The sequence below is a fragment of the Myxococcus sp. XM-1-1-1 genome, from assembly GCF_020037095.1.
GTDB classification, from domain to species: Bacteria; Myxococcota; Myxococcia; order Myxococcales; family Myxococcaceae; genus Myxococcus; species Myxococcus fulvus.
In genome coordinates this window covers 310461-329987 of the sequence record NZ_JAIQDH010000004.1, presented here as the reverse complement: position 1 = coordinate 329987, position 19527 = coordinate 310461, and the positions used below count along the sequence as shown (strand labels likewise).

Here is a 19527-nt window from a genome sequence, read left to right as displayed (position 1 = left end):
GTTGGGAGCGACCGTTACCCTCCGACACCCCAGCCGTGGAGCAGTTGGAGGACCGTGCCTCGGTCGTCCGAGGCCGGCTTGCCCACGAGGACTTCCTTCCCTCGCGACAAGTGGACGTCCTGCTCCTCCTCCACGTCGGGAGACACGCGCACGTCCACGGAGGCCCAGGCGGCGCCCTGGGTCTGCGCGATGGCCCGCGCCAGCAACGCATCCAGCTCCGACTCGGGCTGCCAGCGAAGCGCCTCCAGCACCCACGTCAGCTCGACGCGTGAGTCGAGCCTCCGCCCCGTCGCGGCCTTCAACAAGGCCGCACCTGGGTCCGAGTCCAGGCCCGGAATGAAGTAGACGCCCCGGTGCGACAGCACGAGCTGCCCCGGCGTCCAGAGGTTGTTGCGACGAAGCTGCGCGGGATAGCTCACGAGCGTCACGGGCCGCTCGGCGCGCGAGGCGTTGGCACGGACCTGGGGCACGCGGAACAACTCGAGAAACACGCGCAGCCGCTCCACCTTCTCGCGCCCGAAGCGAGGCAGGTGGAGATACCGGTCACCGCGCACCGCCAACGTGCCCCAAGGCCCCTCTGGTTCGACGGCGCCGTCCCCCAGTGAGTCCAACCGCACGACCACCGGCGGATCGCCTCCCGGCGCCAGCCACACCAGCCGCTCCGGCGTCAGCCAGAGGACGCCGGGTGTACGACGTCGCAACAGGCTCGCGGTGAGGAGCAGCAGCAGCCACAGCGCGACCGCGGTGACCACGAGCGCCATCCCCCAATTGAACGAATTGCCCAGTCCATCGAACAGCACCGTGCCCAGGAACAAGCCCAGGACGAACTGCGCTGCGAGCACGTACTGCATCCCTCCTCCCGCCGAGCCGATGCGCAGCGAGAAGGGCTCCCCCGGTGTCCGCACGAGCGAGACATCCTGGAGACAAACCTCCTCGAGCTTCACGAGGGCATCCCGCAGCGGCAGCGACTCGGGGCGGCGGAGCAGCTCATCCAGCCGCCGGTCGACCAGGGTGGAGACTCGCGCCTGGAGGTCGCGCATGCGCCGCGCCGACGCGGGAATCCGGGCGTCGGCGGGCCAGCCCTCCAGCTCGCATCGGCGCTCCGTGCGCTCCAGGGCCTCGGTCAGCGAGCCCTCCAGCTCCCTGACCTCACGAAGCAGGCTCGGCGCGGCGCACACCTGGCGTCGCCAGCGACGGGACTCGAGCTGCTCGGCGAGCAGGCGGTAGCGTCGGAGGGCTGACTCGATGAGCTCCACCCGCCCTTCCAGGCGGCGGCGCAGGTCCCCCTCCGACGCCCGTGACTCCGACAGGGCGGCGCCGGTTCGGGTGCGTTCGGACATTGCGCGCACAGCATAGCCGGCGAGGCAGGGGGACGGGAGCAGCGCCCAGGTCAGGGGCCGCGCAGCGCTTCGTCCTTGCGCGCCGCGTCCCGGCGCGTGCAGCGCTTCCCCGGCGACCCACCCAGGAACATGAGCCCGTCCATCCCACCCGAGGTCCTCGTCGAGGTCGACCCGCTCCTGCTCTCCCGTGAGCTCTTCGCGGCCATCTCCATGCTGCGGAAGCGGACGGGCTGTCCGCTCGCCACGGCGGTCGAGCAGCTCACCTGGCGCTCCCAGGAGCTGGAGACGCTCCATCCCGCGTTCGGCGAGGCGGAGGCGGCGCGCCGGTGGAGGGAGAGCGCTCCCGAGGCGTGGCGAGCGCGGGCACGTGAAGCGCTCGATGCGCTCCCCCATCCTCCCGTGGCCATCGAGGTGCAATGGGATGGCGACTCGTTCGGATGGTCTCTCGATGTCTTCGCCATCCTGCCGGGTGCATCCACCGCGCATCCTCGCTTCACCTGCGTCCCGCTGGTGACGATGCGCCCCAGTGGCCAGACGATGGGCGACGCGCGTGTGCTCGCCATCGAGGTGGGCCAGCGGGCCCAGGAGCGCTGGGGCAGCCCCTTCTACTTCCCTGCGCTCGAGGAGAGTCCGGACGAGCCACGCTGGTGGGACACCCTGCCCGCCGAGCCAGGAGATGACGCGGGTTCGTGACGGCACGAATGCCCTGGAGCGGCGGACCACCCGGTGCACGCCGGGCCCGAGGCGCACCCCACGACGCACGGCTCGGGCATCGAACGCTCAACCGCTTCGCGCCCCCTCATGCGAAATGGGGCAGGCCCCTCGGGCCATCACTCACCTCGCTGCTCCCGCTCGAGCCGGCGCATCTGCGCCCACAGCCGCAGCTCGCGCGCGGCGTCCTCGTCGTCGGTGTCCCGCGACGAAGCGGTGGGGTACCCCGCTTCTTCCTGGACGGGATGCGCCGCCTGCCTCGGCTCTTCCTGACCGCTCTCGCCCGGCCACGTCTCCGTCCTTCCGGGAGTCGTCCGAGGCCCGCTCGCGACGTGCGGCTCGCGAGGCACCGGCTCCGCGTGCACGGGCGCGGCCTCGGCACCGGGCCGGCGCGGAATCCACAGCTCCGCGGTGGAGCGGGCACGAGGCACGGCCACGGGGCCCTGGACGCCGGAGGCCTGGGACGCGGAGATGCCCTGCGGCAGTCCCGACGAGCTGAGCCCATCATCGTTGTCCAGCTCCCCCAGCGGCGGCACGCACACCTCCGAGGGAGACACCGGCGTGGACTCGACGCGCACCGGATTGGGGAACGGCGCGCCCCGCAGCATCAGCGGGACAGGCGTCGTGGGCCCCTCCACGGGCAGCGGTGCGGGCTCCGCTTCAATGGGCGCGTGCGGCGGCGACGCGAAGGGATGAGCCCAGGCCCCTTGCGCCCCGGCCACCCCCGGAGCCGCCACCTCGGTGGAGTCCCGCGTGGGCGAGGTACTCACGGGCGGCGGAGAAGCCCCTCCCTCACGCCACATCGGCGCGGGGTTCTCTGTCGTGGCGAGGGACTCGACCCGACGGGACAGACGCGGAGCAGGAGGCCGCGTGCGGATGGAGGGCGACATCGCGGGAGGTGGAAGGGGACGCCGAGGCTCCGGGTCCGTCGCGTTGCCCGAGAGCATCATGCGCGCGCGAGCGGACAGATGCGCGTCACTCAAGGGCGGCGTGGGCACCTCGTCCGTCATCCCCTCGACCAGATGGGGCGCGACCTTGCGCACCCGCGCCACCCAGTCCGCCGGAGGCCCCATGGCGCGCCGAGCCTGGACGTCCCGCACCCAGTGCTCCGGCGGCCCCACGCTCACCGCGGGCGCCGTCACCATCGTGATGGAAGCCAGGGGCATCGGTGGCCCCCGGGGCGCGGTGATGGGCGGCCCGCGGGTCGCGGGACACGCGCGCTCCGGAGTCAACCGCGCCTGGGAGAGCGCCGCGGCGAAGTCCGCCTCCTCCTCGGAGAGCACCGCCCGCGCCCAGTCCTTCATCCGCCGGGCGACGGAGCGCAGCCACCCACCGGACACCTGTCCTCGCGCGCGCTCAACCACGGGTGATGGACTCGAAGACGAGGGTGAGTGAGTCGACGGCGATCTGCTGTCCGAGCACGTCCAGCGGAGCCGCCCGCCACTTCTTCGGCCAGGCCTCGTTGAGGTCCCACCGCAGCTTCTGCGTCATCCCATCCCCGTCAAACAACAGCACGGAGACGTTCTTGCGCGACGGTCCCCCGTTCATCGACGCGAGGAACCAGTTCCACAGCTCCGGGGACTGCGTGACGCCGTAGCGCAGCGTCAAATCCCCGTGCATCACGGGCCCCGCGAGCCGCTCACGGGGATGCGGCGTGATGACCTCCACCTCCAGGTCGGTGCACTGGGTGAAGTGCCCCTCGCTCACCCCGTCGATGAGCAGCTTGAAGTTGTACGCGCGGAAGGGGTCCACGCGCGTGCCCATCCCCTGCTGCGATGGGGCCACCTCGGGCGCCTTGGCGTCAGTCATGGGTCACTTCCTCCACTTCGGCGAGGGAGCTCGGCACGTCAGTCCTCCTTCAGCGGCAAGTGGATGGGCAGCGGTTGGGGCTCGGCGGCCGGCGCCTCCGCGGGCACCAGCTGGGTGATGACCGGGAAGCGCACGCGGTGCACCACGGACGCGGGCCGCTCGCGTCGGACCGGCAGGCGCAGCCGGAAGCCGGGGCGCGGCGGCACGCGCAGCCCCGCCCAGAGCGTGGCGGGCACGGGCGTCAGGTCCACCTCGAACTCCGCCTCCTCCATCGCGGAGAAGACCAGCTCGCCGAGCAGCCGGTGCGCCTGTTCGGGAGCCTCCGCGCCGGCGGTGACCAGGTAGCAGACCGAGAACTGCAGCGGCCCCCGGCGTCCACCTCGCGCGGGAGGCGCGGGCCCCAGCTCCAGCAGGTACAGACACACTCCGCGCTCGATGGCCTCCCGGTCCGGGACGCCGAGGTACACGGGCGCTTCGCCGGCGACGCGGCTCACCCATGCCTTCAAGCGTTGATCGACTTCGTCGATCATCCGGTCCCCCCAGGTCCTGGGCCGGCCTCCACGGAGCCTGTGAGCTCCGTGATATCCGGGCTCGCAAGGTCGCACCGACCGAGGGGCACCGGAAGTGCTCCCGGGGACAGCGCCGACGTCGCGAGCCCAACAGGCCCCCAGCCACGACACCCGCTTCGTCCGGCGGAGCACACGCGCGATGCACACGAATGAACCCACGACAAGTAGGCCCGGGGCGCACCTTCGACGCCTGGGCCGCACCAGGTGTCCATGGATGCGCGGGCATCGCGTCCTATCGTGGACCTCCTCGAAAGAACTCATGCCGCGCGCCCTCCTGCTGACCCTGCTGCTCGCCACGCTCGCGAAAGCCACACCCGCCGATTTCGCGTCCCCCACGTCCGAATCCCCCGAGGCGCTCGCGAAGGCGATGCCCGTGCTCGCCAGGGCCCTGCTGAAGGACCCTCCGGACGAGGACCTGGCCACCCGACTGGGCCAGCGCTTCCGGTTCCAGCTGGTGTCAGGTGACTTCGCGGGCGCGGTCGCGTCCATCCGCGAGCTCCGGCCCCTGTTGGAGGCGAACACAGCGACGCAGGGCATCACCTTCCTGCAGTACGAGGCCCACGCGCTGGCGAAGCAGGCCCAGGCCGAGCGCGGGACGCCGTACGCCGACGCGCTGCGCGGGGCGTTCGACCGGACCTTCGGCGCGCTGGAGGACCGGGTCGCGCTCGATGCGCGGGGGATGTTCCGCTTCGACCTGGAGCGGGCGCGACGGGAGCTGGACACCCGACTCGCCGAGGCGCGCAAGGCGGGGCGGCTGACACGAGCCCAGGCGGTGGAGCTGGTGCGTCACTACCAGGTCCATCAGGTGTTCCAGGAGCTCTTGCCCGCGAGCGAGCCCCTGTGGGTCCGGGACGAGGCGCGCCGCTACGTCATCGAGGAGGACGTCCTGGTGCCCACGCCCGACGGGGCACGGGTGTCCGTGACCGTCGCGCGTCCCCGGAAGACCCAGGCGCCGCTGTCCACGGCGATGTCGTTCACCATCTACGCCAACGGCTTCAACAAGCAGGAGGCGGTGCGCTCGGCGGCGCATGGCTTCGCGGGGGTGACGGCGCTCACGCGAGGCAAGCGCAACAGCCCCGATGCTCCGGTGCCCTTCGAGCATGACGGGGACGACGCCGTCGCCGTCATCGACTGGGTGAGCCGCCAGCCGTGGAGCGATGGGCAGGTGGGGATGTTCGGGGGGAGCTACGAGGGCTTCACGCAGTGGTCCGCGGCGAAGCGAGGGCACCCGGCGCTCAAGGCCATCATGCCGTCGGTGCCGGTGGCGCCGGGCATCGACGTGCCGATGCAGGGCAACGTCTTCCAGGGATTCTTCTACCGCTGGCCGCGCTACGTCACGCTCGACAAGGGCCTGGCGGACGCGGACTACTTCGACCTGGCGCGGTGGGATGCGCTCCACGAGCGCTGGTACACGAGCGGCGAGCCCTATCGCGCGCTGGAGCGGCTGGACGGGCGTCCCAATCCCTTCTTCCAGCGTTGGCTGGAGCACCCGACGTACGACGCGTACTGGCGGAAGATGATTCCGTACCGTCAGGAGTTCGCGCGCATCCGCATCCCCGTGCTCACCACGACGGGCTACTACGACGGCTGTTCGTTGAGCGCGATGTACTACCTCACCGAGCACCTGAGGCACGCGCCGGACGCCCGTCACTACTTCGTCATCGGGCCGTATGACCACATGGGCGGGCAGCACGCGTCGAGCGACGAGCTGATGGGCTATCGCATCGACCCCGTGGCCCGACTGGACGTGCATGCGCTGCGCTACCAATGGCTGGAGCACGTGCTGCGACAGGGGCCGCTGCCCGCGTTGCTGAAGGACCGCGTCAACTACCAGGTGATGGGGGCGAACACGTGGAAGCACGCGCCGGACCTGGCGCGTGTGAGCAACGGCGCGGTGGAGCTGTTCCTCGCGCCCTCGGCCACGGGCGCTCCGCACCGGCTGACGACAGTGGCGCCCGTGGCGGGGACCCGGCAGCGGCTGCGCGTGGACTTCAAGGACCGCTCGCCTGGGCCGCACTACGAGCCGTCGGACATCGTGTCCACGACGCTCGAGGCGCCGCGCGACGGCTTCGTCTACGTCGGCGAGCCGCTCACGCAAGCCCTGGAGGTGAGCGGGCTGTTCGCCGGGCGGCTCGACTTCATCACCAACAAGAAGGACTTCGACTTCTACGTGGTGCTCTACGAGCGCACGGCGAAGGGGGAGTACGTGTACCTGTCCTACGTGCTCCAGCGCGCCAGCCACGTGGCGGAGCGCGAGCAGCGGCGGCTGCTCGTTCCGGGCAAGCGCCAGCGCCTGACCTTCCAGAGCGGACGGATGACCAGCCGCAGGCTCGAGGTGGGGAGCCAGGTGGTCGCGGTGGTCGCCATCAACAAGCACGCGCAATCCCAGCTCAACCTGGGCACGGGCAAGGACGTCAGCGACGAGCGCCTCGCGGACGCGAAGACGCCCCTCGAAATCACCTGGCTGCCCGGGAGCCGGCTCACCCTGCCCGTGTGGAGGCAGCCCGCGCCCTGAGCCCTCGGGGGCTCACGGCCGCCTCGCCTCTCCCGTGGCCCGCTGGGACGTCGACGCGTCATGCCGCGCCCGCCACTGCCGCACCTCGCGCGCCAGCGCCTCCGTCGTCCGGGGCGCCTTGCGCAGCGCCTCCTCGGCCTGCCTCGCGAGCGTCCTCGCCTGCTCGCGCGAGCCGTCCGAATCCCACGTCGCCCGGGCCAGCCAGAACAGCGCCTTGGCCCGGTCCGCCGGAGTCACCTGCGCCTTGCCCGCCAGGAGCACCGCCTCCTGGAGCGTCGCGAGCGCCGCGCGCGGCCCCTCCAGCCTGCGCTTCGCCTCCGCCAGCAGCGTCAGTGTCGACACCAGCTTGGGGTGCTCGGGCCCAAGGCCCTTGCGCCGCATCGCGAGCGCCCGCTCGAACCCCGCGTGCGCCGCGCCCAGCCGCCCCTCCGCCAGGTCCGCCTTCGCCAGGTTCTGCAACACCGAGGCGACCCGCGGATGCTCCGGCCCCAGCGACTTCTCCCACAACCCACGCGCCAGCTGCAGCAGCGGCCGCGCCTTCCCAGGCTCCCCCAGGTCCAACATCACCGAGGCCAGGTTGTTGTACGTCAGCGCCAGGTCGGGGTGCTCCGGCCCCAGCAGCCGACGTTGCACCGCCAGCGCCTCCCCATAGGACTTCTGCGCCAGCCGCGACTCGCCCAGGTCCGCGTACGCAGTGCCCATGCTCGTGAGCACCGAGGCCACCCGCGGGTGCGTGTCCCCGTGCACCGCCAGCAACGCGGGCATCGCCTCCTCGTAGCGCGCCAGCGCCTCCGTGAGCCTGCCCTGGAGCTGGAGCGCGTCCCCCAGGTTGACGCGCACCATGTTCGTCGACGAATGCGCCGCACCCAGGCGCCGCTCCCCCAGCGACAACGCCTCCTCGTAGCGCGCCACCGCCTCCTCCACCCGCCCCTGCAGCCGCAGCGCCGTGGCCACGTTGTTGAGGTGGCTGACACACACCGGATGCTCGCGGCCGTACGCGCGCTGCTGCAGCTCCAGCGCGCGCTCGTAGTAACCGCGCGCCTCCTCGTAGTGCCCCTGGAGGTTGAGAATCAGCCCCAGCGCCGTGAGCGGCGCGTCCAGCCGCGGGGACTCGGGCCCATGCGCCTGCTCGAACAGCTCCAGCGCGCGACGGAAGTCCTCCTGCGCGCGGACAGCCTCGCCCTTGCGATGGAACAGGTGTCCCCGGAACAAATGCAGCTCTCCGGCCGCCCCGGGCGCCTGTCGGATGTCCAGCCGCTCCAGCGTCGCCTCCGCCAGCCTCACGGCCCGCTCCGCCTCCGCGTAGCGCGCATGCCCCTGGAGCTCCGAGTCCGCCAGCCCCATGAGCGCGCGGACCATCAGGTCATCGTCCCGTCCGGCCAGGGCCGCCAGCTGCGCCGCGTCGAAGACCTCCGCGGCCTCGGTGAAGCGCGCATGCGCCTTCTCCACCAACCCCAGCAGGAACAACGCCGACGCCTCCATCGGCCGATACCCCGTCTGCCGCACGGCCTGGAGCACCTCCTCCGCCACCTGCCGCGCCCGCGCGTGCTGCCCCGCCTCCTGCAACGCCATGCCCTCCGCGAGCCGCGCCTGCAAGCCCTGCAATCGCTGACGCACCACCGGGTCCTCGGGCAGCGGCACCACGCTGGCCAGCGCCTCCCGGTCCGCGCAGGGCAGCAGGTCCGGCAGCGCGTGCGCCGCCTGGGGCGCGCGCTCCAGCACCGCCGCGTCCCCTTGCAGCATCAGCGTCACCGACGCGCGCAGCGCCTCGCGCCGCCGGTCCAGACACATGCCCCGCAAATCCAACATCCGCCCGGACTGCTCACCACGCACGTGAGTGGCCTCGCACGAGTCCCGCTCCATCCGGGCAATCGCCTCCGCGTACGCATCCAGCCGCCGCGCCGTCGCGCCGAAGCCCTCCTGGGCCAATGGCAGACCCGACGCGGCGAAGACCGCCTCCAGCTGGCCTCGCAGCGCCGAATCCCAGACACCCACCAGGTGCCCGTCCGCGCCCGCGCACCGCGTGGTCTCCCGGAGCCAGAACCCCGCCCCCACCCCCGCGAGCGTCGCCGCCCCCGCCCACACCGCCGCCATCCGCCAGCGCTCCCACCGGGGCCGATGCGTGAGCGCCGCGAGCAACGCCTCCATCGAGGGATGCCGCGCCGTCGGGTCCGCGCTCAAGCCCCGCAGCACCGCGCGGCGAATCCTCGCCGGCACCCGCGCCTCCCCCGACGACACCGGAGGCCCCGCGCGGATGGCCTGCACGAGCGCCGCGCGCGAGCTCGCCTCGAACGGACGCCGGCCATACAGCCCCTCGTGCAACGCCACGCAGAAGCTGAACTGGTCGCTGCGCGCGTCCGCGGGCCGTCCCTCCAGCTGCTCGGGCGCCATGTACGCGGGCGTCCCCAGCAGCGCCCCCGGCTGCGTCACCGTCCCCGCGTCCCCGGAGGAGGCCCCGTCGAGCACGGCGGACTCCACGCCCCCCGGCAGCGAGGTCTGCGTCAGCCGGGCGAGCCCGAAGTCCGTCACCCGCACGCGCCCATCCACGCCCACCAGCACGTTGTCCGGCTTGAAGTCGCGGTGCACCAGCCCCCGCGCATGCGCCGCCGCCAGGCCCTCGCCCGCCTGGAGGAAGCGGCCCAGCACCTCCGTCCACCGCCGAGGCTCCGCCCGCAGCCAGCGCCGCAGCGTGGTCCCCTCCACGAAGTCCATGGCGATGAAGAGGCTCTCCCCATGCACCCCCACGTCATGCACCGCGACGACGTGCGGATGGGACAGCCGGGCCAGCGCCCGCGCCTCGCGCCACAAGCGCTCGCGCGCGTCCTCCGCGCCGCCCTCCTTCACCCAGTCCGAGCGCAACAACTTCAGGGCCACCTTGCGGTGCAGCCTCGGGTCGTTCGCGGCGAACACCACGCCCATGGCGCCCAGGCCCACGTGCTCCAGCACCTCGTAGTGCCCCACCCGGGCGCCGCGCTCCAACCGGGGCACGCCCGCATCCGCCGAGGCGGCCACCGACTCCGCGCGCGCCTCGCCTCCCGCGAGCACCACCACCACGCGCCGACACAGCCCGCACCCATCCAGGTGACGCTCCAGCGAAGCCAGCGCGTCCCCCGACACCAACCCTTGCACCAGGTCGGCCAGCTCCGCCTCATCCGGACAGGTGCCCTCACCCATGCCGTCCCCCCTTCACCCATCCCCGGATAGACTCCCCCGCCATGGGGGATGCATTGGGGCTGAGTCGGACCTTCGTCGCCGTGACACCCGTGAAGACGTCGTCGGAAGAAGACCTTGGAACGCTGGAGGCGCGGCTGCAGGCCCTCCTCGCCCGCGCCCGACACGAGCAACCCACGCTGTGCTTCCAGCCCGAGGACTTCGTGCGCCACCTGGCCGCGCGCATGCCCGCGTCGAAGGACCCGTGCGCGCTGTTGGAGCAGGTGCACGCGGGCGAGCTGCTCTTGACCTACGCGTGCGCGCACGCGGACACCACCGCCCTGGCCCTGCTGGACACGAGCGTGTTCGCCCGCGTGGGCGCGTGGTTCCCCGCCGAGGACGCCGAGCGCGTCGCCGAGCTGAAGCAGCGCCTGCGCCACCGGCTCCTCGTCGCCGAGGGCGCGCCCCTGCCGCGCATCGCCACGTACACGGGCCGAGGCCCCCTGGAGCGCTGGGTGCGCGCGGTGGCCACGCGGCTGCTCGCGGACCTGCACGCGGAGGTGCCCCGTCACGTGGCGCTGGACGCGCTGCCCTCGGACGCGGACGCGCTGGTGGGAGGGGACGCGGAGCTGAGCTTCATCCGGGCGCGGCATCAGGAGGACTTCCGGGAGTGTCTCCAGGAGGCCCTCGCCACGCTCTCCCCCCGGGAGCGCGGCCTGCTGCGCCTGCACCATGTCGACAACCTCTCGGTGGACTCCGTGGGCCTCATGTACCAGACCTCCCGCTCCACCGCCGCGCGCTGGATTGCCCAGGCCCGCGAGCAGCTCGTCGAGCGCACCCGCGACGCGCTCGTCCGCCGGCTCCGGCTGGCCCCCGCCGAACTGGAGAGCCTGCTGGCCCTCATCCGCAGCCAGCTCGAGGTGAGCCTCCATCGACTGTTGCGCCCCTGACAGTCCCAGACGCACAACCAACCAAGAAAACTACCAAATCATCGCAAAACCTGCGAAGTCCTTGTCGCGACGCGTCACGGCGGTTATGTCCATTGATGGAGAAATCAATGGTTCCGGGGGGCCGGCCCGCAGCGTCGAGACAACCATGACAGCTCATCCCACACCCCACACCCCACACCCCGCACCGACAGCCCGCTGGCAACCCCGCACCACCCGAAGCCTGCTCCACGTGGTGGGCACGGCGGGCGCCTATCTGCTGCTCACCGCCGCCAGCTACGTGGCCCTCGCGCGCTCCATGGCCCTGGGCCTGGGGCTCGCGGTGCTCGCGGGAATCACCCTGGTGCGGGTCTTCATCCTCCAGCACGACTGCTCCCACCGCTCGCTCTTCGCGCGCCCGTCGATGAATGACCGGGTGGGCACGTGGCTCGGGCTGCTCACGCTGGCGCCGCACGCGTACTGGCGCGCCATGCACCTGGTGCATCACAGCACCAGTGGCGACCTGGAGCGCCGGGGCACGGGCGACATCGTGACGATGACGGCGGACGAGTACCAGGCGCTCCGCCCCGTCGAGCGGCTGCGCTACCGGCTCTACCGCCACCCCGCGGTGCTGCTCGGCATCGGCCCGGTGTTCCAGTTCATGTTCCGCTTCCGCCTGCCCACGCTGGTGGCGCGCTCGCGCGTGCCGGAGCGCCGCTCCATCTGGGTGACGAACCTGGCGCTCGTCGCGGTCCACGGGGCCTTCCTCGCCTTCGGTGACTGGCCGCGCTTCGTCCTGATGCACCTGCTCATCACCCAGGTGGCCGCGGGCCTGGGCATCTGGCTGTTCTTCGTGCAGCACCAGGTGGAGGAGCCGTACTGGGTGCCGCACGCGCGCTGGACGCTCAAGGACTCCGCGCTCAAGGGCAGCAGCTTCCTGGTGCTGCCGCGCGTGCTCGAGTGGACCTTCGGCGCCATCAACCTGCACCACGTGCACCACCTCAAGCCGCAGGTGCCTGGCTACCTGCTGCGCGACTACATGCAGCAGCATGACTTGGAGGGCCACGGCGTGCGCCTGGGTCTGTTCGAGTCGCTGAAGGCCTTCCGCCTCAAGGTCTACGACGCGTCGCAAGGCCGCATGACGGGCTTTCCCCCCACCCCACCCCGGGGCGCACCCGCGCTCCTGGCGGCTCCGGCCCCCTCACCCGGTCGGCTGGACCGCCTGCTCACCCTCTCCGGAGAGGAGCACTGACTCCCATGTCCGACCTCATCCATGTCCTCCTCGGGCTCGTGCTCGGCTATGTCATCGCCTCGTACATCGAGTCCTTCATGCACGAGTACGTGTCCGACGCGCGCCCCAAGGCCGTGCGCTTCTGGCAGCGCGCGCCGTGGCTGTTCCGGCCGCTCATCAACACGCACTTCTCCCACCACACCATCCACCACGTGCGCACCTTCCGCGGGGACCACGTCACCCAGTTCCGCGACGAGGAGGAGAAGACGAAGCTCACCGAGGAGCTGCTCCAGCGCGGCAAGCACGGCGTCACCATCATCAAGGGCGCGTTCGCCACGAAGCTGCACGGCGAGGGCGCGTTCGTCTTCGTCTCGCCGCTGGTCATCTTCTTCCCGCTCTTCTACTTCACGCTCAAGCCCATCGCCTTCCTGGCCGGGTGCGTGACGCTGCTCCTGCCGCCGTTCATGAGCCACTTCGTGCACCCGTACCTGCACCGCCCGTTCGAGGAGGGGCAGCGCACCGCGCCCCGGTGGCTCGCGTGGTTCCTGCGCACGCGCTACGGCCGCGCCATCTACCGCAACCACTTCCTGCACCACCGCTACGGCGGCGTGTCCAACTTCAACCTGGTGCTGGGCGCGGACTACGTGCGCCGCCGCACGCGGCCCTACACGCCCAAGGATTTGGAGGTCATGGCGCGCATCGGCATGCCGCTGCCCGAGGACACGGCCACGCCGCCCGTCGAGGCCGTCCGTGGGTGAGCTTGCCTCCGGCTTCCAGGCCCCGTGGTGGCTCAGGCACTCGCACGTGCAGACGGTGGCGCCGCACCTGGACCCGCGGCGCTTCGACGTGGCCATCGAGCAGCGCCGGCACGAGCTGCCCGACGGCGACTTCGTGGACGTGCACTGGCTGAACCGCGAGGGCTCAGGGCCCCTGTTCATCCTGCTGCCCGGGATGCAGGGCACGCCCGACTCCACGTACATCCGCGCGCTGTTGGGAGAGCTGTCCCGGCGCGGCCTGCGCGCGGCGGTGCTCTGCCACCGGGGCGGCGCGGTGCCCAACCGGCTGGCGCCCTTCTACCACGCGGGCTTCACCGAGCACCTGGGCTGGCTCGTCGCCACCGTGCGCGAGCAGGAGCCCACCACGCCGCTGTACGCGGTGGGCTTCTCGCTGGGCGGCAGCATGGTCATCCGCTACCTCGCGCAGACGGGCCACCACAGCCACCTGCGCGCCGCGGCCGCCGTGTCGCTGACGTTCGACCTGGCCAGCACCGCCGCCCGCGCGTACGAGGGCATCAACCAGCTCTACCAGCTGCGCGTGCTGCGCTCCTACCAGCGCGTGGCGCGGCTCAAGGCACACCTGCCCGAGTACGCCTCGCGGCTGGGCGCGCTGTCGGGCCTGCGCGGCATCCGCGACTTCGACGAGGTGTTCACCGCGCCGCTGCATGGCTTCAGCGACGCCCAGGACTACTACCGCCGCTGCAGCAGCCGGCAGTTCCTGGGCGACATCCAGACGCCCTTCCTCATCCTCAACGCCGGAGACGACCCGCTGGTGGCGCCCGACACGCTGCCCTCACCGGGCGAGCTGCGCTCCCACGTGCAACTGGAGCTCACACCGCACGGGGGCCATCTGGGTTTCATGTACCGCCACGCTTCCGGCTTTGGCTACTATCCGCCGTCCCGCCTCATCTCGTTCTTCCTGCAGGAGCAGCGCGAAGCACATGAATCTCTATCTCCGGATGTTGTGGGTGCTCGTGTCCTCGCTGTGGAAGCCGCAGATGAAGGTGGACGCGCTGACCAGCACCCTCCAGCAGCGCGTGCTGCCCAATGATTTGGACCTGAACCTGCACATGAACAACGGGCGGTTCCTCACGGTGTGTGACTTGAACCGGGTGGACCTGTTCGTGCGCACGGGGCTGGCGGCGCTGATGATGAAGAACAAGTGGGCGCCCATCATCGTGCGCCACACCATGGACTACAAAAAGGCGCTGCCGCCGTTCCGCAAGTACACGGTGTCGATGACGATTTCGCGCTGGGACGAGAAGTACTTCTACGCCACGCACCAGTTCATCTCGAACGGCAAGGTGGTGGCGGAGGGTGAGTCCACCGCCGTCATCCTCGGCCGCCAGGGTGTGATTGCGCCCGCGCAGGTCATCGAGGCCGTCAACGCGCGCCAGGGCCGCACCGAGGCGCTCCAGGGCTGACGTCGCCTGCAGGGCCCGAGGCGTGTGGGAGGTTTCGTTGCCTGGTGTACACCGGGCAGCGGGCCTCCCCTCCTCGGGGCCGGCGCCGGGAACCCGGGGCTTTCCGTGCCTCGAAGCGGCCGCCGGCATCATTTTCGAGCGCGCGACTTCCGTTTCGGAGCGTGGCGCCGAATGATGCTCGCCCGGGCCGGGACTTCCCTTCGTGGAACAGCACATGACGACGGCGACACCCTCGACGAGACGACGCGCGGCATTCCTACGACGACACGGCACGGCGCTGGCCTGCCTCACGGCGCTGGCCACTGGCGCCGCCGCCCACGCCCAGGAGGGCGGAGGCGACTCACCCTACCGCTTCGGCCTGCTGGTGGACGCGGGCGCGCCCCACGGCATCGGCCTGTCCGCGGTGCTCAAGCCGGTGCCCTGGCTGCGGCTGCAGGCGGGGCCCACCACCAACACGCTGAGCCTGGGCCTGCGCGGCGGGTTGAGCATCCTGCCCCTGCAGACCTTCATCGCGCCGTCCATCAACGCCGAGGCCGGGTACTACTTCGGCTCGGACTACAACGACGTGGTGGACTGGCTGGGCGCCGAGCCCTCGCGGGCGACGTCCGCCATCCAGGACATCAGCTACAACTACGTGGCCGGCAGCGTGGGCCTGGAGATTGGCGCGGCCAGCCGCTTCAACTTCTTCCTGCACCTGGGCCTGAGCTACGTGCGGATGGGCGTGAAGGACGCCACCGCCCTCATCGAGGACGCCACCGACGAGTCGGACATCACCGCCCGCAACCTCACCGTTCGCGCCACCATCCCCTCCGTCAAGGTGGGGTTCCTCTTCTACTTCTTCTAAGGCCAGGAGCCCCACCATGCGAACGACTTCCTTCCGCGCCCTGGTGCTCTCCACCTGCGCGCTCGTCGCCACCGGTTGCGACTCGTTGTTCTTCATCGAGGCGGAGGCCGAGGAGATCTGCAAGGCCGAGCCGAACGTGGACTTCCCCGCCGCCTTCCCCGGCTCCGCCGACATCGAGTACGCGCTCGACTTCCCGCTGGGCGACTTCGACGACGTGCTCCCCGAGGACACGGACGTGGAGACGGAGCTCAGGCTCCGCGGCTTCGAGGTGACGTCCAGCACGGACCTGAGCGGCATCGAGCGCGCCAGCGTGTCCGTGGTGAAGCCGGGCACCTCCGAGAGCATCCTCATCGGTGAGTACCGCCGCGCCAGCACCACGCCCACCCAGTCCATCCGGCTGACGGGCAGCGGCGCGGTGAACCTGCTGGACATGGCGCGCGAGGACTCGCTGCAGCTGGTCTTCACCGCGCGCGGCTCGCTGCCCACGCGCGACTGGAGCGCCCGGCTGGAGGCGTGCGCAGGCGTGCGCGCCAAGGCGAACTACTTCGACCTGGTGTTCTAGGTCCGCCTCACGGGTGCGCGGGAGAGGCCACGGAGCGGCGCTCTCCCGCGTGCACGGGCTGCACGCCCAGGTACTCGCGGCGGGTGCCCAGGACGTTGTCGAAGAACGGATGGGTGACGCACCAGTTGGCGTTCTGGTCCGTGCCCAGGTGGTGGTCGCAGTGCCACGGCAGGTGCTCCCGGGCCCACTTCGGGTCCAGGTGGGCGCGGCGGTGGACGCGGTAGTAGTTGGCCGCGCAGGCCCAGACGGTGCCCACGAAGAACGGCGCCACCGGCAACAGGGGCGCGTGCGCGAGCGCCAGCACCGCCAGCCCCAAGAGCTCCTTGGTCTGCGCGGACCACGTCCACAAGGAGCGCAGGTACTGGTCGTCCAGCATGTCGTGCCGGCGCGAGGCCTGGTGGTGCTCGTGCCAGTGGAAGCCCCAGAAGCTCCCGCGGCGGCGCCCCAGGCCGTGCAGCACGTACTTGTGCAGCGCCCATTCACCGAAATTGGAGTACGCCCAGCCCAGAGGGATGCCAATCATCGTCGCTCTCCCACGGAGCGCCCGGCCGACGCCCCGCCCTCAGATATCATGACTATTTGGTCACTCTTTATGTATCACGCGATGCGTCGGAGCGCACGATGGTGAGTCCGAAGCGAGGGGCCAGGGAGGCGGACAAGCGTCCGGGGCGTCCTGGGGGTGTGCGGGAGACGGCGCGGCGGGAGCGGACGAAGGCGCTGGAGGACGCGGCGCTGAGGCTCTTCGTGGAGCGGGGGCTGGACGCGGTCACCATCGACGACATCACCCAGGCGGCGGGGGTGGCCAAGGGGACGTTCTACCGGTACTTCGCCGACAAGCCGGCGCTGGTGGAGGCGCTGCTTTCGCCCGTGCGCGCGGAGCTGTTGTCGGGGCTGGAGGCGTGTGGACGGGCGCTCGCGGGGGCGCGCGATGTGGAGGCGATGTTCGAGGCGTACCGGGCGATGGCGGCGGTCATCGCCAGCGCGCTCTTGCAGTACCCGGGCGTGGTGCGGCTGTACCTGCAGGAGAGCCGGGGCCCCGCGGTGGGGGCGCGCACGAAGGTGGCGCAGCTGTCGCGCGAGGTGTCCCGGCACGCGGTGGCCATCACCCAGAAGGCGCACACGCACGGGCTCTTGCGGCCCATCCGCCCGGCGGTGAGCGGGCTCGCGGTGGTGGGGGCAGTGGAGCGGCTGTTGCTCGCGGTGTTGAGCGAGGAGGACATCGGCAACCCGCTGGAGCTGCCGGACGCGCTCACCACGCTGGTGCTGGATGGACTGAGGGTGCCGCCGGGTGGACCTGGGGGGCGCCGGAAGTTGGACGGAGGGGGAAAGCGCCCTTAAGGGTGGGGAGGTGGGACGCAAGCGGGCCCTGGGTGGCTTCAGCATTCCGTGGTGGGCGTGGGTGGGGCTGGCGGCGGTGGCGCCGCTGGTGCTCATCAACACGGCCGTCGCGTGGCTGGGGGACACGCACATCTCGCCCCTGTCGCCCTCGTTCCTGGAGATGAAGGTGAACGCGCTGCGCTCGTACGCGGCGCATCGGCCCTCGTGTCTGTGGGATGGGCATGAGCCGCTGGAGCCGCTCATCGCGCGAGCGGAGCGGCGGCACGGGCTGCCCGAGGGGCTGCTGCACGCGCTGGTGCTGGTGGAGTCGGAGGGGCGGGTGCACCGCATCTCCCCGGCGGGTGCGATGGGCCCGGGGCAGCTGATGCCGACGACGGCGAAGATGCTCGGCGTGGAGGACCCGTTCGACCCGGAGCCGGCGCTGGATGGGAGCGCGCGGTACCTGGCCGAGCAGCTGCGGCGCTTCCGTGACGTGCGGCTCGCGGTGGCCGCGTACAACGCGGGGCCCGGCGCGGTGAACGGGCGCGTGCCGAGGAACGGGGAGACGGAGTACTACGTGCCGAAGGTGCTCACGGCGTGGGCTCGGACGCGGCCGGAGCCGCCTGCGCGGCCCGTGGTGGCGGCGCGCGCGCGGCCCGTGCCCGTGGTGGCCGTGGAGACGCCCGTGCGCGCGGCGGTGGTGGTGAAGCCGGCTCCGGCGATGAGGCCGGCGCAGACGGGGGCGCGCAAGGCCGTGGCCCCCGCTCGGCCCCAGCCCGAGACGACGAAGGTGGCGTCCTCGCCTCCCGCGGCGGCGAAGGCGGAGCCTCCGCGCCCCTCTTCGACGGCGGCCGTGAAGACGGGAGCCACGGCGCCTCGACCGAAGCCGCAGGCAGCGAAGCCTGTCGCGGCGAGGCCCACGCCCTCGGCCAAGACTCCGGCGAAGCCACAGGGTGCGCCCGCGAAGGCCTCGACCCGCGCGACACAGGCGAAGCCCGCTGTGACGCCCGGCACGCGCCAGGGCTGAGCCGCGCGAACCGAGGGAGCCGGTCCGCCACGGCCCTCATCCGCGGTCGAAGTTGCCCGACCTCAGCAGGTCGTGGATCTCCGTCTTCATCCGCTCGAAGTAGGCGTCCTCCTCGGAGACGACTCCCGAGTCCTCGAGGTCGCGGTACCGGCGCTTCTCACCAAAGTCATCCCAGGCGCGCTTGATGGAGCCGCGCCCCTGGAAGTTCTTCGGCGTGTCTCCTCCGAGCTTGGGGTTCGGGAGGAAGGCCTCGAAGGGGAGGACCAGGGCCTCGGCGAACTTGCCCTGGTTGTTGTAGGCCTGGACGGCGGTCAGGAGCTTCTCCCGTGAGGACTCGGAGCAGAACATCACGACCTGGAACTTCTCCACGCCCGGGAAGGTGCGGGTGCTCAGGTACTTGCAGAGCGCCTTGAAGCTCCCGCCACTGACGCCATAGTCCGCAATCCCTACCGTCAGGTTCGTCGGCCCGGAAGGGTTCCAGGTCCTGGCCAGCTCGACGCCCTTCGCCAGCTTCTGGGCGAAGTACTCCTGCCAGGACAAGGAGGGCATGGCGCTTTCCCCTCCGGTCGTGAGCGAGCCGGTCACCTTCACGCCGGGCAGCTTGCGCAGGACGCCCGTCTCCTCCAGGCGCTCGTTCACGAACCATCCCATGCAGCGCTTCACCAGCGTCAGGCTCTCGCCCAGGTACAACATCAAGCCGATGTCGTGCTCGTGCGACAGCCTGGCCAACTGGATGCTCATGTTGACATACGCCCCGAGCGTCGAGCCTTTCATCGGCTCGGCATTCCACGTCTGAGCGAAGAGGTTCCCTTCGCGGACCTTTCGCATCATCTCGGCGCTACAACACTTCACCAGCGTCCCGCCCTCTTCCGTGGAAGACTCGATGGTCTCACCACAGCCCGAACAGTATCCACGCGCCTGGGGCAACATCTTGCGGCACTTCGCGCACAACTCCAGCACGGGATAGCCTTCATTCCGGATGAGGCCTTCGGCGAACTCTCCGGGTTCGAACGGGCAGCCGCTGTAGCACATGAGGGTCTCGTCTCTTCCGTTGAGCAGGCGTTGGAGTCGAGGCCCGAAGCTAGCACACGGCGCAACCCCAGACTGCCCCGTGGCACGGACGCGACCCTATCCGTGCGCCCTGCCTGGGATGAAGACAGTACGTCCCAGGCAGGGCTTCTCGGAAGAGGACCGGATCCGCGAGCCCCCGTGTTCGCGGCCTGTGTCTTCGTGGACACCGCACCGCTGACGGTCGTGTAGCCCTTGGTTCCACCCTGTCCGCCGGCACGTAGCGCAGGCCGATCGAGCAGGTTTCGAGAAGCAATC

General features: G+C 71.1%; 18 protein-coding genes. 11 read left to right on the top strand and 7 right to left on the bottom strand.

Going from position 1 to position 19527, the window contains the following annotated elements; translation table 11 throughout:
• Positions 1–14: 14 nt before the first annotated feature.
• Entirely contained in the window at positions 15–1340 is a 1326-nt protein-coding gene (locus K8640_RS11810) for a hypothetical protein (RefSeq protein ID WP_223747145.1), read from the bottom strand.
• A gap of 129 nt (positions 1341–1469) precedes the next feature.
• Between K8640_RS11810 and K8640_RS11805 the strand changes: the two genes are divergently transcribed.
• On the top strand, positions 1470–2033 hold the full coding sequence (locus K8640_RS11805; protein WP_223747144.1) for a hypothetical protein: 564 nt from the start codon (positions 1470–1472) through the stop codon (positions 2031–2033).
• Between the two features lie 137 nt (positions 2034–2170).
• Here the strand turns inward: K8640_RS11805 and K8640_RS11800 are convergent, their stop codons facing one another.
• The 3 genes from K8640_RS11800 to K8640_RS11790 are packed head-to-tail and all read right to left on the bottom strand — an operon-like array spanning position 2171 to position 4354.
• Positions 2171–3415, bottom strand: a complete 1245-nt coding sequence (locus tag K8640_RS11800) for a hypothetical protein (RefSeq protein ID WP_223747143.1) — start codon at positions 3413–3415, stop codon at positions 2171–2173.
• Positions 3408–3860 (bottom strand): phage tail protein, encoded by a 453-nt coding sequence (locus tag K8640_RS11795; RefSeq protein WP_223747142.1) that lies wholly within the window; start codon positions 3858–3860, stop codon positions 3408–3410. The genes K8640_RS11800 and K8640_RS11795 overlap by 8 nt, the downstream gene beginning before the upstream one ends.
• Positions 3861–3898: 38 nt before the next feature.
• Positions 3899–4354: a hypothetical protein gene (locus K8640_RS11790; RefSeq protein ID WP_223747141.1), complete on the bottom strand. Its 456-nt coding sequence runs from the start codon at positions 4352–4354 to the stop codon at positions 3899–3901.
• Positions 4355–4688: 334 nt separating this feature from the next.
• Between K8640_RS11790 and K8640_RS11785 the strand changes: the two genes are divergently transcribed.
• The gene (locus K8640_RS11785; protein WP_223747140.1) at positions 4689–6944 is read left to right on the top strand and encodes a CocE/NonD family hydrolase; all 2256 of its coding nucleotides are present in this window, start codon (positions 4689–4691) and stop codon (positions 6942–6944) included.
• A gap of 12 nt (positions 6945–6956) precedes the next feature.
• Here K8640_RS11785 and K8640_RS11780 read toward each other — a convergent pair whose 3' ends face one another.
• The gene (locus K8640_RS11780; protein WP_223747139.1) at positions 6957–10118 is read right to left on the bottom strand and encodes a serine/threonine-protein kinase; all 3162 of its coding nucleotides are present in this window, start codon (positions 10116–10118) and stop codon (positions 6957–6959) included.
• A 41-nt stretch (positions 10119–10159) separates the two neighbouring features.
• On the opposite strand from K8640_RS11780, the gene K8640_RS11775 reads away from it, so the two are divergent.
• The 7 genes from K8640_RS11775 to K8640_RS11745 all read left to right on the top strand — a co-directional run bounded on the left by K8640_RS11775 (position 10160) and on the right by K8640_RS11745 (position 15857).
• Entirely contained in the window at positions 10160–11044 is an 885-nt protein-coding gene (locus K8640_RS11775; protein WP_223747138.1) for a sigma factor-like helix-turn-helix DNA-binding protein, read from the top strand.
• Positions 11045–11189: 145 nt separating this feature from the next.
• The gene (locus K8640_RS11770; RefSeq protein WP_223747137.1) at positions 11190–12272 is read left to right on the top strand and encodes a fatty acid desaturase; all 1083 of its coding nucleotides are present in this window, start codon (positions 11190–11192) and stop codon (positions 12270–12272) included.
• Between the two features lie 5 nt (positions 12273–12277).
• Positions 12278–13009, top strand: coding sequence for a hypothetical protein (locus tag K8640_RS11765; RefSeq protein ID WP_141332770.1), 732 nt, complete (start codon positions 12278–12280; stop codon positions 13007–13009).
• On the top strand, positions 13002–14078 hold the full coding sequence (locus tag K8640_RS11760; protein WP_223747136.1) for a YheT family hydrolase: 1077 nt from the start codon (positions 13002–13004) through the stop codon (positions 14076–14078). The genes K8640_RS11765 and K8640_RS11760 overlap by 8 nt, the downstream gene beginning before the upstream one ends.
• Positions 13969–14451 carry an acyl-CoA thioesterase gene (locus K8640_RS11755; RefSeq protein ID WP_223747135.1) on the top strand — a complete coding sequence of 161 codons (483 nt, stop codon included), beginning with the start codon at positions 13969–13971 and terminating at the stop codon, positions 14449–14451. Before K8640_RS11760 ends, K8640_RS11755 begins: the two co-directional genes overlap by 110 nt.
• Before the next feature lie 214 nt (positions 14452–14665).
• On the top strand, positions 14666–15295 hold the full coding sequence (locus tag K8640_RS11750) for a hypothetical protein (RefSeq protein ID WP_223747134.1): 630 nt from the start codon (positions 14666–14668) through the stop codon (positions 15293–15295).
• Positions 15296–15311: 16 nt separating this feature from the next.
• The gene (locus K8640_RS11745; RefSeq protein ID WP_223747133.1) at positions 15312–15857 is read left to right on the top strand and encodes a hypothetical protein; all 546 of its coding nucleotides are present in this window, start codon (positions 15312–15314) and stop codon (positions 15855–15857) included.
• 7 nt (positions 15858–15864) lie between these two features.
• On the opposite strand, the gene K8640_RS11740 is transcribed toward K8640_RS11745, so the two are convergent.
• Positions 15865–16380, bottom strand: coding sequence for a hypothetical protein (locus tag K8640_RS11740; RefSeq protein WP_223747132.1), 516 nt, complete (start codon positions 16378–16380; stop codon positions 15865–15867).
• A gap of 98 nt (positions 16381–16478) precedes the next feature.
• On the opposite strand from K8640_RS11740, the gene K8640_RS11735 reads away from it, so the two are divergent.
• Both K8640_RS11735 and K8640_RS11730 read left to right on the top strand, forming a co-directional pair.
• Complete coding sequence (locus K8640_RS11735; protein ID WP_223747131.1) at positions 16479–17195, top strand: TetR/AcrR family transcriptional regulator; 717 nt, start codon at positions 16479–16481, stop codon at positions 17193–17195.
• Between the two features lie 10 nt (positions 17196–17205).
• A complete protein-coding gene (locus K8640_RS11730; RefSeq protein WP_223747130.1) occupies positions 17206–18201 on the top strand; it encodes a lytic transglycosylase domain-containing protein in 996 nt (331 codons plus the stop codon).
• Between the two features lie 36 nt (positions 18202–18237).
• Here the strand turns inward: K8640_RS11730 and K8640_RS11725 are convergent, their stop codons facing one another.
• Positions 18238–19233 carry a hypothetical protein gene (locus K8640_RS11725; RefSeq protein ID WP_223747129.1) on the bottom strand — a complete coding sequence of 332 codons (996 nt, stop codon included), beginning with the start codon at positions 19231–19233 and terminating at the stop codon, positions 18238–18240.
• Between the last annotated feature and the right edge of the window lie 294 nt (positions 19234–19527).

Bases quoted from the DNA above. Each gene is read 5' to 3' on its own strand.
- K8640_RS11755 (WP_223747135.1), top strand. From the start codon at position 13,969: ATGAATCTCTATCTCCGGATGTTGTGGGTGCTCGTGTCCTCGCTGTGG.
- K8640_RS11750 (WP_223747134.1), top strand. From the start codon at position 14,666: ATGACGACGGCGACACCCTCGACGAGACGACGCGCGGCATTCCTACGA.
- K8640_RS11725 (WP_223747129.1), bottom strand. From the start codon at position 19,233: ATGTGCTACAGCGGCTGCCCGTTCGAACCCGGAGAGTTCGCCGAAGGC.
- K8640_RS11765 (WP_141332770.1), top strand. From the start codon at position 12,278: ATGTCCGACCTCATCCATGTCCTCCTCGGGCTCGTGCTCGGCTATGTC.
- K8640_RS11785 (WP_223747140.1), top strand. From the start codon at position 4,689: ATGCCGCGCGCCCTCCTGCTGACCCTGCTGCTCGCCACGCTCGCGAAA.
- K8640_RS11805 (WP_223747144.1), top strand. From the start codon at position 1,470: ATGAGCCCGTCCATCCCACCCGAGGTCCTCGTCGAGGTCGACCCGCTC.
- K8640_RS11735 (WP_223747131.1), top strand. From the start codon at position 16,479: ATGGTGAGTCCGAAGCGAGGGGCCAGGGAGGCGGACAAGCGTCCGGGG.
- K8640_RS11770 (WP_223747137.1), top strand. From the start codon at position 11,190: ATGACAGCTCATCCCACACCCCACACCCCACACCCCGCACCGACAGCC.
- K8640_RS11810 (WP_223747145.1), bottom strand. From the start codon at position 1,340: ATGTCCGAACGCACCCGAACCGGCGCCGCCCTGTCGGAGTCACGGGCG.
- K8640_RS11780 (WP_223747139.1), bottom strand. From the start codon at position 10,118: ATGGGTGAGGGCACCTGTCCGGATGAGGCGGAGCTGGCCGACCTGGTG.
- K8640_RS11775 (WP_223747138.1), top strand. From the start codon at position 10,160: ATGGGGGATGCATTGGGGCTGAGTCGGACCTTCGTCGCCGTGACACCC.
- K8640_RS11740 (WP_223747132.1), bottom strand. From the start codon at position 16,380: ATGATTGGCATCCCTCTGGGCTGGGCGTACTCCAATTTCGGTGAATGG.
- K8640_RS11745 (WP_223747133.1), top strand. From the start codon at position 15,312: ATGCGAACGACTTCCTTCCGCGCCCTGGTGCTCTCCACCTGCGCGCTC.
- K8640_RS11795 (WP_223747142.1), bottom strand. From the start codon at position 3,860: ATGACTGACGCCAAGGCGCCCGAGGTGGCCCCATCGCAGCAGGGGATG.